This window comes from Prevotella histicola (assembly GCF_055385135.1).
The window spans coordinates 300,952-314,657 of record NZ_AP043793.1 but is presented as its reverse complement, the minus strand read 5'-3'; the positions used below and the strand labels follow the sequence as shown (position 1 = coordinate 314,657).

The following is a 13,706-nucleotide window of genomic DNA, read 5'->3' as shown; positions in this document are numbered from 1 at the left end:
TTATCTTATTATCAATGGTTCGATAAAGAATGGTAATAGTTGATTTACTTTGCAACGGAGGATTCTTACCTACTAAAGTCCCATTTTCACCCACAGACATGTATAACCAGATATGAACAGAAGGAATGAAACGCAAAACCTTAACAAAATTTAAAGAGGTGAAGAAAACAATCTCCACCTTTTTTAGTAATTTTGCATTTGATTCAGTGAGAAGGTCTTTTTAACCCACACACGAAAGGGGCATAGATGCCTACAGATGAAACAAATAGATATACGAAGCTATAAATAAGAAAATAAAATCAAATTATGAGTAAGCAAACAGAAAAGATCAAGGCACTCGTGGAGAAGCGCGAGTTGGCACGCTTAGGTGGTGGTCAGAAAGCCATCGATAAGCAGCACGAGCGCGGAAAATACACTGCACGTGAGCGTATTGAAATGCTGGTTGATAAGGGCAGTTTCGAAGAATACGATATGTTTAAACTTCATCGCTGTCATAACTTTGGAATGGAGAAAAAGCAGTATCTTGGTGACGGTGTTGTGGCTGGTTCAGCTACTATCGATGGCCGTCTTGTTTACCTCTATGCACAGGACTTCACCGTAAACGGAGGTTCGCTTTCTGAAACGATGGCTCAGAAAATATGTAAGGTAATGGATATGGCTATGACCAATGGTGCACCAGTCATCTGTATGAACGACTCTGGTGGTGCACGTATTCAAGAAGGTATCTCTGCTTTGGCGGGGTATGGAGAAATATTCGAGCGTAATATCCTCGCTTCTGGTGTAATTCCACAGATATCAAGTATCCTTGGTCCTTGTGCTGGTGGTGCGGTTTACTCTCCAGCACTGACTGACTTCATTATTATGAAGGAGCAGACAAGTTATATGTTCTTGACCGGTCCTAAGGTTGTAAAGACCGTTACAGGTGAGGATATCGATGCAGAACACCTTGGTGGTGCAAGTGTTCATGCATCAAAGAGTGGTGTAACAAGTTTCACTGCAAAGACTGAAGAAGAGGCAATGGAGCTTATCAAGCAGCTCTTGTCTTACATTCCTTCAAATAACCGAGAGGAAGCTCCACGTGTTGAATGCACCGATCCTATTGACCGTAAGGAAGACCTCTTGAACGAGATTATACCAGACGATCCAAACCAGGCATACGATATGTACAAGGTGATTCAGGCTGTTACTGACAATGGTGAGTTCTTCGAGGTTCAGCCAAAGTTTGCTAAGAATATCATCACAGGCTTTGCACGTTTCAATGGTCAGAGTGTAGGTATCGTCGCTAACCAGCCATCAGCATATGCAGGAGTATTAGATACCAACGCAAGCCGTAAGGGTGCACGCTTCGTTCGTTTCTGTGATGCATTCAACATCCCTATCGTTTCTCTCGTTGACGTACCAGGCTTCTTGCCAGGAACAGGACAGGAGTACAACGCTGTTATCCTTCACGGTGCACAGCTACTCTATGCTTACGGTGAGGCTACAGTACCAAAGATTACTATCACATTGCGTAAGAGCTATGGTGGTTCACATATCGTTATGGGGTGTAAGCAGCTTCGTTCTGATCTCAACTTCGCATGGCCAAGCGCAGAGATTGCCGTTATGGGTGCATCTGGTGCTGTTGCCGTTCTATGTGGTAGAGAAGCTAAGGAAGTTAAGGAGCAAGGTGGTGATGTTAAGCAATTCCTTGCAGAGAAGGAAGAGGAATACTCAGAGAAGTTTGCTAATCCATATCAGGCTGCTCAGTTTGGCTACATCGACGATGTTATCGAACCACGCAACACTCGTTTCCGCATCTGCCGCGGCTTGGCTCAGTTGGCTCATAAGAAGCAAGACTTACCAGCTAAGAAGCATGGCTGTATGCCAATGTAATAAGGAGGCCGCAACTATGGATAAAAACGTATATGCAGCTATTGCAATGGCACTCTATGAGTTTGCCGGAAACAATGTTCACGATAACGAACCAGGCTTTATCACTATTCTGCCAAAGCAGACAATGTGGGATGCCAAGTTCGAGATAATGACAAAGAAACCATAATAGACAACAATGAAAGAATTCAAATATACTATCGACGGCAAGGAATATAAAGTCGAGATTGGTGAGATTAATGCCGAGAATGTTGCAGAAGTATCTGTCAACGGCGAGCAGTATGCAGTACAGATGGAACATCCTGCAGAACCAGAGAAGAAGAAGGTTGAGCTTGGTAAGCCAGCTGCTGCTGAAGCAAATGAGGAGGCTACTCCTGTTGTTGCTATCAACAGTTCTGCAGCTGTTAAGGCTCCACTTCCAGGAACCATCACATCTATTGAGGTGACTGTTGGTCAGGAGGTGAAGGCTGGCGATACTGTTGTTGTCCTCGAGGCTATGAAGATGCAGAATAACATCGAAGCTGAAAAGGATGGTAAGGTGACTGCTATTGCTGTGAAGGTCGGTCAGGCAGTCCTTGAAGATGACCCACTCGTTGTTATAGAATAATGTCGGATATAAGATAAAGAATAAACAGTGATTATTCTTCCTAATTGATAACTATCGACACCCTATAGAATTATAATAATTATTCTTAGAGGATATGTCTTAATGGCATATCCTCTTTCTTTAATTTACATTTATACTTTTGCTAGATTCTTGGCATTGTAATAGGTGTATTAGGTCGATAAACGTTAACCCTAATACATCGGTAGATAATAGATTCTACTTTTACAAAAAGTTCTAACGTGTAGAGAAACTAATTGGTAAACTTCTTATATCGACTGTAATTGAACTTAATGGACTAAAAAAGAAAACTTTTAAGCATTCTTCTAAGAGCTTCTGATCCATTTAATAAGATTTCATCACCTTTCAAAAATAAGAACTTTGCTCAAATACTTATAACAGTTTTTGAGTACTGAAAAGTTTGATAGCCTTATATTTACAATCTAGTTCTAATACAAGTTTTTTATAATCTATTTCCTTCTTTGGGAAACACTATGGATGGATTAAAACTCTTAGCTTCTTTAAAATCCATTAGTGCATAGGAAATGATTATCACCTCATCTCCGACAACTGCTTTACGGGCAGCAGCTCCATTGAGACAGATACAACCACTGCCTCGTTTTCCCTTAATTATATAAGTTTCAAATCGTTCTCCATTGTTATTATTGACTATCTGTACCCTCTCTCCAGCTATCATATTTGCAGCATCCATCAAGTCCTCGTCAATAGTAATACTACCCATATAATGGAGATTAGCTTCTGTAACCGTTACACAATGAAGTTTACTTTTTAATACGTTTATCTGCATTTTATCCTCTATATTTTATATGATCTATAAGTCGAATTGGTGTTTTCCCGCAATAGACAGTAATACATCCAACTATATATGAAGAATCTTCCCAACTCTTTACATCAAGTAGAGTATTTCCATCCACAATCTCAAAATATTCAACCTCAAGTCCTTCTATACGGTTAATATCCGTAACAACCTTATTATGCGTTTCGTTGATATCGTGAGTTTTAGAATATTTGATGCTCTCTTTTAAAATCTTGAAGATATTGGGAGCTATGAGACGTTCTTCGCGACTCAAAAGTATATTGCGTGAACTTTTTGCTAATCCATCCGTTTCACGGATTGTAGGACATTCGACTATTTGGATTTCTTTTTTTAAACATATAAAATCAACTAATCGTTTAATAACTGCTATTTGTTGCCAATCTTTCTCCCCAAAATATGCCTTATCTGGATGAACAATATAAAACAGGCGACTGACAATTTGGCAAACTCCATTAAAGTGTCCAGGGCGTTTAGATCCTTCCATCACAGTTGTTTGTGGTGGAAATTCAAAATTTCGATTATCAGGAGTGGGATAAATCTCCTCGACCGTAGGAGCAAAGACATAATCAGCCCCACACGCTTCGACAAGCTTACAATCAGCATCCAAAGTACGTGGATATCGGTCTAAATCGCTTTTGTCATTAAACTGAGTTGGATTCAAGAATATTGAAACAACAGTTGCATTATTCTCTTTTACGCTTCGTTCTATCAATGAAGCATGTCCTTCATGCAAAGCCCCCATTGTAGGGACTAGTCCTATGGTTTCTCTGTTTTTATGAACTGTAAAAAGTTCATTTTGAAGATCAACAATCTTTTTAAAAACTTTCATCAATACCTAAAAATTTTATTGTTGCAAAGTAACAACAAAATAATTAAATAGACGAGAAATAAATTAAATAATCTCAATGGAAAAGTTTTTTTGTACGCTTTCAAAGAGGAAAAGACTAATTCTCATATTTTTTTCGTAACTTTGCAGAAAACTAATTCTAACAGAAAGAATGGGAAAAAAAGTATTATTTGTTAATCAAGAAATCATACCGTATGTACCTGAGACAGAAATGTCTCTATTTGGGTCAGAGATGCCGACTAAGATGCAAGAGGCCGGATTTGAGATTCGTACTTTCATGCCACGATGGGGTAATATCAATGAACGACGTGGACAATTGCATGAGGTAATACGTCTATCGGGAATGAACTTGATTATAGACGATACAGACCATCCTCTGATTATCAAGGTGGCAAGTATTCCACAGACACGCATACAGGTTTATTTTATTGATAATGAAGATTATTTTCAAAAACGCCCTGCAATGACCAAAGATGAGTTAGGTAATGATTACCCTGACAACGGTGAACGAGCTATCTTTTTTGCAAGAGGGGTTTTAGAGACTGTTAAAAAGCTTAGATGGACTCCAGATATCATACATTGTCAAGGGTGGATGACTTCTGTTATCCCATTTTATGTTAAGACTGCCTATAAGGATGAACCACAATTTGCTAGCTCAAAGGTAATAACTTCTCTTTTTACAGAACAGCCACAGAGCAACTTGGGGGAGAATTTCAAACAATGCTTAGAATTCCGTGAAATAAAGGCTGGTAGTCTTAAGAAATATGGAGATAATTTTGATTTCATGGAACTCGGGAAACTTGCCATAGACTATTCTGACGGTGTTATTAGTACTAGTAACAATGTCAATTTAGACCTTATTGACTATGCTAAAACTAGTAAAGCTTCCTTCTTTGAACATTCTGTTGACGATGCAGATTTGAAAGAGAAATATTCAGAATTTTACAATAATATAATTTAATGAGAAAAGAAATTATAGTTACCTGCATGCTCATTGCCTGTATTGGTATAGTATCATGCGATGATACAACTGATACCATTGGAGGCTCATTGGTTGATAATACTGATAAGCTGAATGTCAAAGCAGATACGTTCAATGTTACATCAAACACTTTACTTGCAGAGAATATTATTGCACGAACTTCTACAGGTTATTTAGGTCGTATAGAGGATCCTGAGACAATGACTACTGTAACAGGAAATTTAATGTCCCAATTTCACGTTTTGAGTAATTATGAATTACCAGCAAAAGACAGTATTGTAAGCCATGATTCTAGTAATCAGGTAATAGCTGATTCTTGTGACATACAATTGTTTTACAGTTCTTTTTATGGCGATTCATTAAGTCAAATGAAATTGACTGTATATGAGTTAAAAAAGCCTATAGAAGAAGGACATACTTATTATTCTAATTTTAACCCTGAAGCACAAGGGTATATTCGTTCGCTGAATACGGGTGGTATAGTGGAAAAGCAATCATATACACTTGCAAACCCGGCAGAAACAGATAGTATTAGAAAAAATAAAGATTATATACCAAACATAACTATCCGCCTCAATAAGCAATATACGGATAAAAATGGTGTCGTATACAATAATTATGGTACTTTCTTATTACGTAAGTACTTAGAAAACCCTGTAACCTTTAGAGATTCTTATGCATTCCTGCATGATATTTGTCCTGGATTTTATTTTAAGGTAGATGACGGATTAGGTTCAATGGCCCACATTCAGCGTGTGCAAATTAATATCTATTTTAGGCATAAGAAAAATGGAAAGTCTATCACAACTTCAACAAACCTTGTAAGTACGGAAGAGGTTCTACAGATGACAAATTTTTCTAATGACAATACAAGACTGCAACAGTTGGCTAACGAGACTGGTCATACATACCTTAAAACACCAGCAGGGTTATTCACACAGCTAACTATTCCAATGTCTGACATTATGGCAGGACATGGAAATGATTCTGTTAATTCTGCTAAAATTATTTTATACCGGCAGAATAATACTTCAGAATCTGCCTATCATTTTAACATTCCTAAGAATCTCGTAATGCTACCTTCAGATAGTTTGCAATCATTCTTCGCAAACAATCGTATACCAGATAATAAAACTTCATTTTTGGCCACATATAATAGTACGACGAACTCTTATGTTTTTAATAACATCTCGGGAATCGTTAATCTCTTTATGCGCCATACCAATTCAGCCAATTGGGGTAAAGTTGTTGTTGTCCCCGTAGAATTACAGACTGTTACACAGGGGACTGGTAATAATCAGCAAACAAAGATCACAAAAGTTTCTCATGAGATGGGATTAACAAGTACAAAATTACTTGGAAACTCTCCTGGTCGTAATAACATAGAAATTAGTGTTATTTATAGTCGATTCAATGGCAGATAATTTTTTGGAACGACATCATGAGATCTACGAGCTACGAAAAGTAGCTTGGCTGAAAAAAAAGAAGCATCTAAAATTCCGACCAGCAACAAAGATTCAACGCCCCGAGGAAGAATCTTTGTAAGTATGAAAAATAGGGGAAAGAATCGGACTTACCAACAAATTGTGTATATCCGATTCTTTTCTTTTGGCACATCTTTTGTCAATATTGTCTTACAAGAGGTGTAAATGAACCCTCCTATAAATCAGTAAATAAAAAGAAAGGTTAAGGATATGATAAATCAATTTTCTCCAAAAGTATCAGAAATTCTCTCATTTAGCAAGGAGGAAGCAGAACGATTGACAAGTAGGTCAATTGCCCCTGAGCATATTATGCTTGCTATTCTGAGGGAAAAGTCTGGTCCTGTTTGGGAGATAATCAATCAGAAAAAGATTGATATTGAATACCTGAAGAAAGACATTGAAAAGCGTATTAAAGAGAAGTCCAATATTTCAGAAAGTGTGAAAGGACCCGATATGCTCTTAAATGAGCATGCAAATAATATTTTAAGGTTAGCTGTTTTGGAAGCGAGATTACAACATGCACAAACAGTTGACATCATTCATTTGTTTCTTGCAATCCTACATGATTCTTCTAACAATGGGGCTAAACAGGCATTTGATGTACATGGTTTTAGCTATAATAATGTGATTAGTATGTTTACAGCTTCAGCTAAACAGCCTAAAAATGGTATTGGGATGGCAGATGAAGAAGAAGAAATTGATGACAACATGGTATCGTCGCCAAATAGTAATACCAAAACGGCATCATCTTCTCGAACAAGGTCAAAGACTCCTGTGCTAGATAGCTTTGGTACGGACTTGACACAAGCAGCTACTGAAGGTAAACTTGATCCAGTGGTTGGTAGAGAAAAGGAGATTATGCGTGTTAGTGAGATTTTAGGGCGTAGAAAGAAGAATAACCCTATATTGATTGGAGAACCAGGTGTCGGTAAAAGCGCTATTGTAGAAGGATTGGCACAACTTATTGTAAAACATCTCACCTCCCCTATTCTCTTTGATAAGCGTGTTATAACACTTGATCTTACAGCAGTCGTTGCTGGCACCAAGTATCGTGGACAATTTGAAGAACGTATACGTGCATTGATTAAAGAAATAGAATTAAATCCAGATGTCATTATTTTTATTGATGAGATTCATACACTGATTGGTGCAGGTTCTTCTCCGGGTTCTATGGATGCTGCAAATATCCTAAAGCCAGCATTAGCACGAGGAACAATACAATGTATTGGTGCAACAACATTGGATGAATATAGAAATTCTATAGAAAAGGATGGAGCTCTAGAACGACGTTTCCAAAAAGTGCAAGTAGAGCCAACAACAACTGATGAGACATTACAGATTCTTGGAAATATTAAAGATCGATATGAGACTCACCATCATGTTAGTTATACAGAGGACGCGTTAAGAGCTTGTGTTAAATATGCAGACAGGTATATTACAGATAGGTTTTTTCCAGATAAAGCAATTGATATTATTGATGAAGTTGGTTCACGTATGCGTCTACAACATATAAAGCTACCTCAGTCAATATTAGATATTCAAAAAGAGATTGAGATTACACAAGAGAAGAAACAGTCTGCTGTAAAAAATCAGAATTTCGAATTAGCAGCAAGCTTCCGTGACAAGCAGGCAGAACTTGAACAAACATTAAAAACAGAGCAGGAGAAATGGCAGAAGGGTGATGATACAGACAAAGTAGAAGTCAATGAAGGAGATATAGCATCTGTTGTTTCTATGATGACAGGTGTCCCAGTTCAACGCATGCAGGAAGCTGAGAGTATTCGCTTAAAAAATATGAGCAATGAATTAAAAAAGCTTGTTGTTGCACAGAATCCTGCTATTGACAAGATTGTAAAGGCTATTTTGCGTAATCGAGTAGGACTGAAAGATCCTAATCATCCTATAGGTGCTTTTATGTTTCTAGGTCCCACAGGTGTAGGTAAAACTTATCTTGCTAAACAGTTAGCAAAAATTATGTTTGGCTCAGCTGATGCTTTGATTCGTATCGACATGAGTGAATATACTGAAAGTTTCAATACCTCACGGCTCATAGGAGCACCTCCAGGATATGTTGGCTATGAGGAAGGTGGCCAGCTTACGGAACAAGTACGCCGTCATCCTTATTCTATTGTCTTGCTGGATGAGATAGAGAAAGCCCATGGGAATGTTTATAATATGCTCTTACAAGTTCTTGACGAAGGTCGTTTAACAGATGGGAATGGACGACTGATTGATTTTCGTAACACAGTAATCATTATGACATCCAATGCAGGTACACGCCAATTAAAGGAGTTTGGTCAGGGTATCGGCTTTAAGGCTTCGACTATCAATGGTCTCTCACATGGTGAGCAAGATAAAGAACGGGCACGTGCTATCATACAAAAAAGCTTGAGTAAGCAGTTTGCTCCAGAATTTCTTAATCGTTTAGATGAAATTATTACTTTTGACCAGCTTGATCTTGAGGCTATAAAAAAGATTATAGATATAGAATTGAAAGGCCTATTCAAGAGGGTGGAGGAACTAGGATATACGATAAAACTAACAGATGAAGCAAAAGAATTTGTGGCTACTAAGGGTTATGATGTACAGTTTGGTGCTCGACCTTTAAAACGAGCTATCCAGAATTATATAGAGGATGGACTGAGTGAACTGATTCTTTCTGATAAACTTACTCTAGGAGATACTATTTATATATCAAAAATAAATGATGAAAATAGTCTAAATTTTACCATCCAAAATGATTCTATAAGAAAAGTTGAACCAACTAATTAATATAGAGAAATCTAAGAATAAAGGGTATCCGGTTAGCAGTAATGCTCTAGATACCCTTTCTTTAATATTATTGGTATCTACTAATTTTAGAAAGACTTAAGTACTATACTTTATGAATAAAAAATAATGTTGCTTAGAAGTAAGATTTATAATTATTATCTTATAACCCCCAAATCATATTTCTTGAGATAGCCTTTAGCAGGTAACACGAATTATTTAATCTTAAAACGGATGCGAAATGCATGTTTCTGTTCATCCCAGTTAGTACCTAACATCTCAAAATGTCCTATTTGGGAAGTGGAACGTACATGCTTACCAATACAAGGACATACATCATAATCTCCAATCCTCACAAGCCGTAACATCTCAGAGACATTATCAGGTAGTCTATCTATACTTATATCTGAAGGCACCTCTTCTCTATTTACCATCTCATATGTTATGGGTAAATCTTCTGCAATCAAGCGGTTCATCTCTTCTTCAATTGCTTTCTCATCTTTACGGTCAGGTTTTTGGTTAAGAATAAAAGTCATCTTGCTCTTCTTACGTTCTATGTGCGTATTACTACTACGTTCAGTTCCGAACATGCGAATCATAACCTGATTAAGTAAATGTTCTGCCGTATGAGCAGGCGGAAACTCCTCCTTATTGTGTGCATTTAATACGTAATCCATTAATTATTTCTTTATCATAAATTTATAAACCCTACCATAGTATCCATCAACCTCCATCTCAACCTGCTTATTTGGTTCCAATGTAGCAGATAAACTATCTCCAGAAAGGAGGTCAGTCATAACCACATTCCCTGTTGATAAGCCAAGGAATTCAAACGCATGAGATGGGATTGTCACACCAATATATTTCTTATCCTTACTAAAATTCGCAACAATCAATAGAACTTCATCCTCTGCTTTCCGTAAAAAGGCAAACTGTCTGTGTGAATTAAACTTATCAGATTGTACATTAACATACATAAGATCATAGGACTGACCTTCCCGAGCTGCAGCTTCATTATTGCATATATTTAGTATTCTTTGATAAGTTAGTAAGAGAGATTTCGTCTCATTTGTGAGTTGTTTTTTATTCCAGAAACCCTTATATACACTCTCTACCGTCCAATAATCAAAAATCGTGGAACGTCCATCGCATCCAGAGAATCCTTCTTTATCCATACCTCGTTCTCCAAACTCCTGTCCAGCATAAACCATTACAGGATTTTGATAAAGAAGTGCTGTTACCAGCATACCTGGAATAGCCTTTCTCGGATTTCCTGCAAAGAAATCTGAAGCTATACGTTGCTCATCATGATTCTCAAGAAAGTAAAGCATATGGTTACGGATGTCATCAACTTTCTGCCATTCGGAAGTAATGGAGACTGCAGCACGTTCTCCACAAATCACCCCTCGCACACAATCATACATACCAACCTTATCATAGAGATAATCAAATCCTGAATGTATATACATGCGATAAAGTTCTGGGTTATAAACTTCAGCTATGAAAATTACTTCTGGATAATGCGCTTTGACAGCCCTTATTGCATAAGCCCAAAATTCGCATGGAACCATTTCTGCCATGTCACAACGAAATCCATCAATTCCTTTCCCTGCCCAATAAAGAAGAATATCTGTCATTTTCTTCCACGTAGAGGGTATAGGGTCATAATGAAAACTGCGACCTCCTGCATCACAATAGTCAATGCCATAATTCAGTTTAATGGTTTCATACCAATCATTCTGCTGAGGATGAGAATCAAAGCGATCATTACCAGTACATTTTGCAGGAAATTCCATATAAGTTTCTGCCCCAGTAGCATAGTCATAGGTAGGGACTCCAGACAAGTCAAGGTATTCTCCTGGACAATAGTAAAAGTTATTTTGCATATCAAAATGCTTTCCAGTGTCATCACCCTGTCCAAGATCTTCAACACCTTCTGGCTTTGCTATACTTTTATATTGACGTGCAACATGATTAGGAACAAAATCAATTAGCACCTTTAAACCTTCAGCATGAGTTCGAAACACAAGATTTTCAAACTCTTCCATACGTTTATCAACATTCGTCGCAATATCAGGATCAATATCATAATAATCGGTAATAGCATAAGGTGAACCTGCACGTCCTTTCACAACATGTGGATTCTGTTGTGGTATACCAAACAAAGAATAATCAGTACACGTAGCATGACGAATTACACCAGTATACCACACATGAGTTATACCTAGGCCTTGAATCTGCTGCAACACTGTCCTGTCAAGGTCATTCATCTTCCCTACCCCATTTTCTGTAATAGTTCCATACTCTTTCCTTGTCAGAATTCTATTGCCAAAGGTACGGGTAAACACCTGATAGATTGCTAATTTAGTTTTCATAAATGAAATAAAAAGCCCCCTCCCCATCCCATCCATTATGAGGAGGGGGTCGGAAGAGGGAGTAAATAAAAACAGATAGGAATTAGGCTACACCATGTACATTAACATTCTTATCAATTCTACCTATCATACCTTGCAAAGCTTTACCAGGGCCACACTCTATAAACTCCTCTGCACCATCAGTAATCATATTTTGCACACTCTTTGTCCAACGAACACTTGATGTGAGCTGAGCTATTAGATTCTTCTGAATATCAGCAGGATCAGTATGAGGCAAAGCATCTACATTCTGATAAACAGGACACTTCGGAACATTAAACTTTGTTGCTTCAATAGCTGCTTGCAGCTCATCCTTAGCTGGCTGCATCAATGGAGAATGGAACGCACCACCAACCTTCAGTGGTAAGGCACGTTTTGCACCTGCTTCTTTCAACAATTCACAAGCTTCATTGATTGCTTCAACAGAACCAGATATTACCAACTGACCAGGACAGTTGAAGTTAGCTGCTACACAAACCTTACCTTCTTTAGAGACCGTTGCACAAATCTCTTCAACCTTTTCATCAGAAAGACCAATGATTGCAGCCATAGTCCCAGGATTCAATTCACATGCTTTCTGCATCGCATTAGCACGCGCAGCTACAAGCTTTAGACCATCTTCAAAACTCAATGCGCCAGCTGCAACAAGTGCAGAGAACTCACCCAAAGAGTGTCCCGCAACCATATTTGGCTTGAAATCCTCACCTAAACAAAGTGCAGAAATAACACTATGAAGAAATACTGCAGGCTGAGTAACTTTGGTTTCTTTGAGTTGATCATCAGTTCCTGCAAACATAATATCGGTTATCTTGAAGCCAAGAATCTCATCAGCCTTCTCGAAAAGTTCCTTTGCCAAAGGGTTATTCTCATAAAGATCTTTACCCATACCAACAAACTGAGATCCCTGTCCTGGGAATACAAATGCTTTCATATCTGTTTTAATTCTTTAAATGTTAATACTTTACGAGATGCAAAGATACAGAAAATTAAGCAGACTAAGAAGAAACCTCTAAGAAAAAGCTTCTTAAGCAAAAGTCTCTTTTTGCTTCAAAAACTCAGCCTTTATCATAACATATGATAGTATTAGTATTATAATGTTATTTATTTTTCTCTAGGCCAAAAGAAAAATCAATAAATCTTCATGGTAAAAGGGCATGTTATCCATTAATTCTTTAGCTAATATGAAAAGCTACGTATATATAAAGACGATATGCATTTTCACCAAACTGTGGCTTTTTCCACCATTATTAGCTATGTCCATAACCGATTGAGGTTAAAAGTCATTATGGTTATGTTGTAAGAGCACTCTTCAATATCTTCAAAATACATAGACTATCTAGCTACAAACAACGATAGGCTTATCTATCACTGGTAACGGATATAAGCACACGGATGACTACCAAATGGATGCAACATCTCACTCTTGACAAGGAAAAACTAAGAACTTTGCACTTTGATTGATACTGTCAACCGAAGATGTACTTTGGAAAAGCTAATGACAACAACACTATGACTTAAGAAAATAGTGTGTCAACCAACATTGGATTTAAACAAATTAATTGTCAAATAGCATCTAATTTAAAAACTAAAATTGTCAACTAAATCCAGTACATAGCACATTACAGAAAATTACAAAGGCTTTGTAGAAAGATTACAAGCGCTTTGTAGAAAAATTACAAAGGCTTTGTAGAAGTATTACAAACGGCTTGTAATGTTTTGTAAATACGTTTAATAAATATCAGATAACTTGTTTTGAGGTTGCATTAGCAAGTCTTAGAGATTTTATAATAACAAAGATTTGTAAAGAATTAGACTTCAACGATTTCGCAAATAGTAAATAAAAAACTTGTATTGCCTACATTTTTATTTTACTTTTGCATCCAATAATAAAAATAAAAC

The 13,706-nt window shown here is 37.3% G+C and carries 12 protein-coding genes; 7 read left to right on the top strand and 5 right to left on the bottom strand.

Going from position 1 to position 13,706, the window contains the following annotated elements; all coding sequences use genetic code 11:
- Nucleotides 1-306 precede the first annotated feature (306 nt).
- From ACZ48L_RS01355 to ACZ48L_RS01345, 3 genes are read left to right on the top strand one after another with little or no spacing between them, the layout of a single operon-like run.
- Nucleotides 307-1,872, top strand: coding sequence for an acyl-CoA carboxylase subunit beta (locus tag ACZ48L_RS01355; protein WP_025790496.1), 1,566 nt, complete (start codon nt 307-309; stop codon nt 1,870-1,872).
- A 16-nt stretch (nt 1,873-1,888) separates the two neighbouring features.
- Nucleotides 1,889-2,038, top strand: coding sequence for a hypothetical protein (locus tag ACZ48L_RS01350; protein WP_008822433.1), 150 nt, complete (start codon nt 1,889-1,891; stop codon nt 2,036-2,038).
- A 9-nt stretch (nt 2,039-2,047) separates the two neighbouring features.
- Nucleotides 2,048-2,476, top strand: coding sequence for a biotin/lipoyl-containing protein (locus ACZ48L_RS01345; RefSeq protein ID WP_025790498.1), 429 nt, complete (start codon nt 2,048-2,050; stop codon nt 2,474-2,476).
- 460 nt (nt 2,477-2,936) lie between these two features.
- Here the strand turns inward: ACZ48L_RS01345 and panD are convergent, their stop codons facing one another.
- Nucleotides 2,937-3,281 carry an aspartate 1-decarboxylase gene (gene panD / locus ACZ48L_RS01340; protein ID WP_008822431.1) on the bottom strand — a complete coding sequence of 115 codons (345 nt, stop codon included), beginning with the start codon at nt 3,279-3,281 and terminating at the stop codon, nt 2,937-2,939.
- A gap of 1 nt (nt 3,282) precedes the next feature.
- Nucleotides 3,283-4,140: a pantoate--beta-alanine ligase gene (panC, locus tag ACZ48L_RS01335; protein ID WP_025790500.1), complete on the bottom strand. Its 858-nt coding sequence runs from the start codon at nt 4,138-4,140 to the stop codon at nt 3,283-3,285.
- A gap of 169 nt (nt 4,141-4,309) precedes the next feature.
- On the opposite strand from panC, the gene ACZ48L_RS01330 reads away from it, so the two are divergent.
- The 4 genes from ACZ48L_RS01330 (at nt 4,310) to ACZ48L_RS01315 (ending at nt 9,396) form a co-directional block, all read left to right on the top strand.
- On the top strand, nt 4,310-5,119 hold the full coding sequence (locus tag ACZ48L_RS01330; protein ID WP_219524786.1) for a glycogen/starch synthase: 810 nt from the start codon (nt 4,310-4,312) through the stop codon (nt 5,117-5,119).
- Entirely contained in the window at nt 5,119-6,564 is a 1,446-nt protein-coding gene (locus ACZ48L_RS01325) for a DUF4270 domain-containing protein (RefSeq protein WP_025790501.1), read from the top strand. Before ACZ48L_RS01330 ends, ACZ48L_RS01325 begins: the two co-directional genes overlap by 1 nt.
- Nucleotides 6,554-6,685: a dehydrogenase gene (locus tag ACZ48L_RS01320; protein ID WP_081767840.1), complete on the top strand. Its 132-nt coding sequence runs from the start codon at nt 6,554-6,556 to the stop codon at nt 6,683-6,685. Before ACZ48L_RS01325 ends, ACZ48L_RS01320 begins: the two co-directional genes overlap by 11 nt.
- Nucleotides 6,686-6,834: 149 nt before the next feature.
- Nucleotides 6,835-9,396, top strand: coding sequence for an ATP-dependent Clp protease ATP-binding subunit (locus ACZ48L_RS01315; RefSeq protein WP_025790502.1), 2,562 nt, complete (start codon nt 6,835-6,837; stop codon nt 9,394-9,396).
- Nucleotides 9,397-9,608: 212 nt separating this feature from the next.
- On the opposite strand, the gene ACZ48L_RS01310 is transcribed toward ACZ48L_RS01315, so the two are convergent.
- The 3 genes from ACZ48L_RS01310 to fabD form a co-directional block, all read right to left on the bottom strand.
- Nucleotides 9,609-10,070, bottom strand: coding sequence for an alanyl-tRNA editing protein (locus tag ACZ48L_RS01310; RefSeq protein WP_008822426.1), 462 nt, complete (start codon nt 10,068-10,070; stop codon nt 9,609-9,611).
- A gap of 3 nt (nt 10,071-10,073) precedes the next feature.
- A complete protein-coding gene (locus tag ACZ48L_RS01305) occupies nt 10,074-11,768 on the bottom strand; it encodes an alpha-amylase family glycosyl hydrolase (protein ID WP_025790505.1) in 1,695 nt (564 codons plus the stop codon).
- An 82-nt stretch (nt 11,769-11,850) separates the two neighbouring features.
- A complete protein-coding gene (gene fabD, locus ACZ48L_RS01300) occupies nt 11,851-12,738 on the bottom strand; it encodes an ACP S-malonyltransferase (RefSeq protein ID WP_025790506.1) in 888 nt (295 codons plus the stop codon).
- Nucleotides 12,739-13,706: the final 968 nt, after the last annotated feature.

What these genes read in the sequence shown, in the direction of transcription:
- ACZ48L_RS01325 (WP_025790501.1), top strand. Translation starts at nt 5,119, where the DNA reads ATGAGAAAAGAAATTATAGTTACCTGCATGCTCATTGCCTGTATTGGT.
- ACZ48L_RS01305 (WP_025790505.1), bottom strand. Translation starts at nt 11,768, where the DNA reads ATGAAAACTAAATTAGCAATCTATCAGGTGTTTACCCGTACCTTTGGC.
- ACZ48L_RS01310 (WP_008822426.1), bottom strand. Translation starts at nt 10,070, where the DNA reads ATGGATTACGTATTAAATGCACACAATAAGGAGGAGTTTCCGCCTGCT.
- panC (WP_025790500.1), bottom strand. Translation starts at nt 4,140, where the DNA reads ATGAAAGTTTTTAAAAAGATTGTTGATCTTCAAAATGAACTTTTTACA.
- ACZ48L_RS01350 (WP_008822433.1), top strand. Translation starts at nt 1,889, where the DNA reads ATGGATAAAAACGTATATGCAGCTATTGCAATGGCACTCTATGAGTTT.
- ACZ48L_RS01320 (WP_081767840.1), top strand. Translation starts at nt 6,554, where the DNA reads ATGGCAGATAATTTTTTGGAACGACATCATGAGATCTACGAGCTACGA.
- ACZ48L_RS01345 (WP_025790498.1), top strand. Translation starts at nt 2,048, where the DNA reads ATGAAAGAATTCAAATATACTATCGACGGCAAGGAATATAAAGTCGAG.
- ACZ48L_RS01315 (WP_025790502.1), top strand. Translation starts at nt 6,835, where the DNA reads ATGATAAATCAATTTTCTCCAAAAGTATCAGAAATTCTCTCATTTAGC.
- panD (WP_008822431.1), bottom strand. Translation starts at nt 3,281, where the DNA reads ATGCAGATAAACGTATTAAAAAGTAAACTTCATTGTGTAACGGTTACA.
- ACZ48L_RS01355 (WP_025790496.1), top strand. Translation starts at nt 307, where the DNA reads ATGAGTAAGCAAACAGAAAAGATCAAGGCACTCGTGGAGAAGCGCGAG.
- ACZ48L_RS01330 (WP_219524786.1), top strand. Translation starts at nt 4,310, where the DNA reads ATGGGAAAAAAAGTATTATTTGTTAATCAAGAAATCATACCGTATGTA.
- fabD (WP_025790506.1), bottom strand. Translation starts at nt 12,738, where the DNA reads ATGAAAGCATTTGTATTCCCAGGACAGGGATCTCAGTTTGTTGGTATG.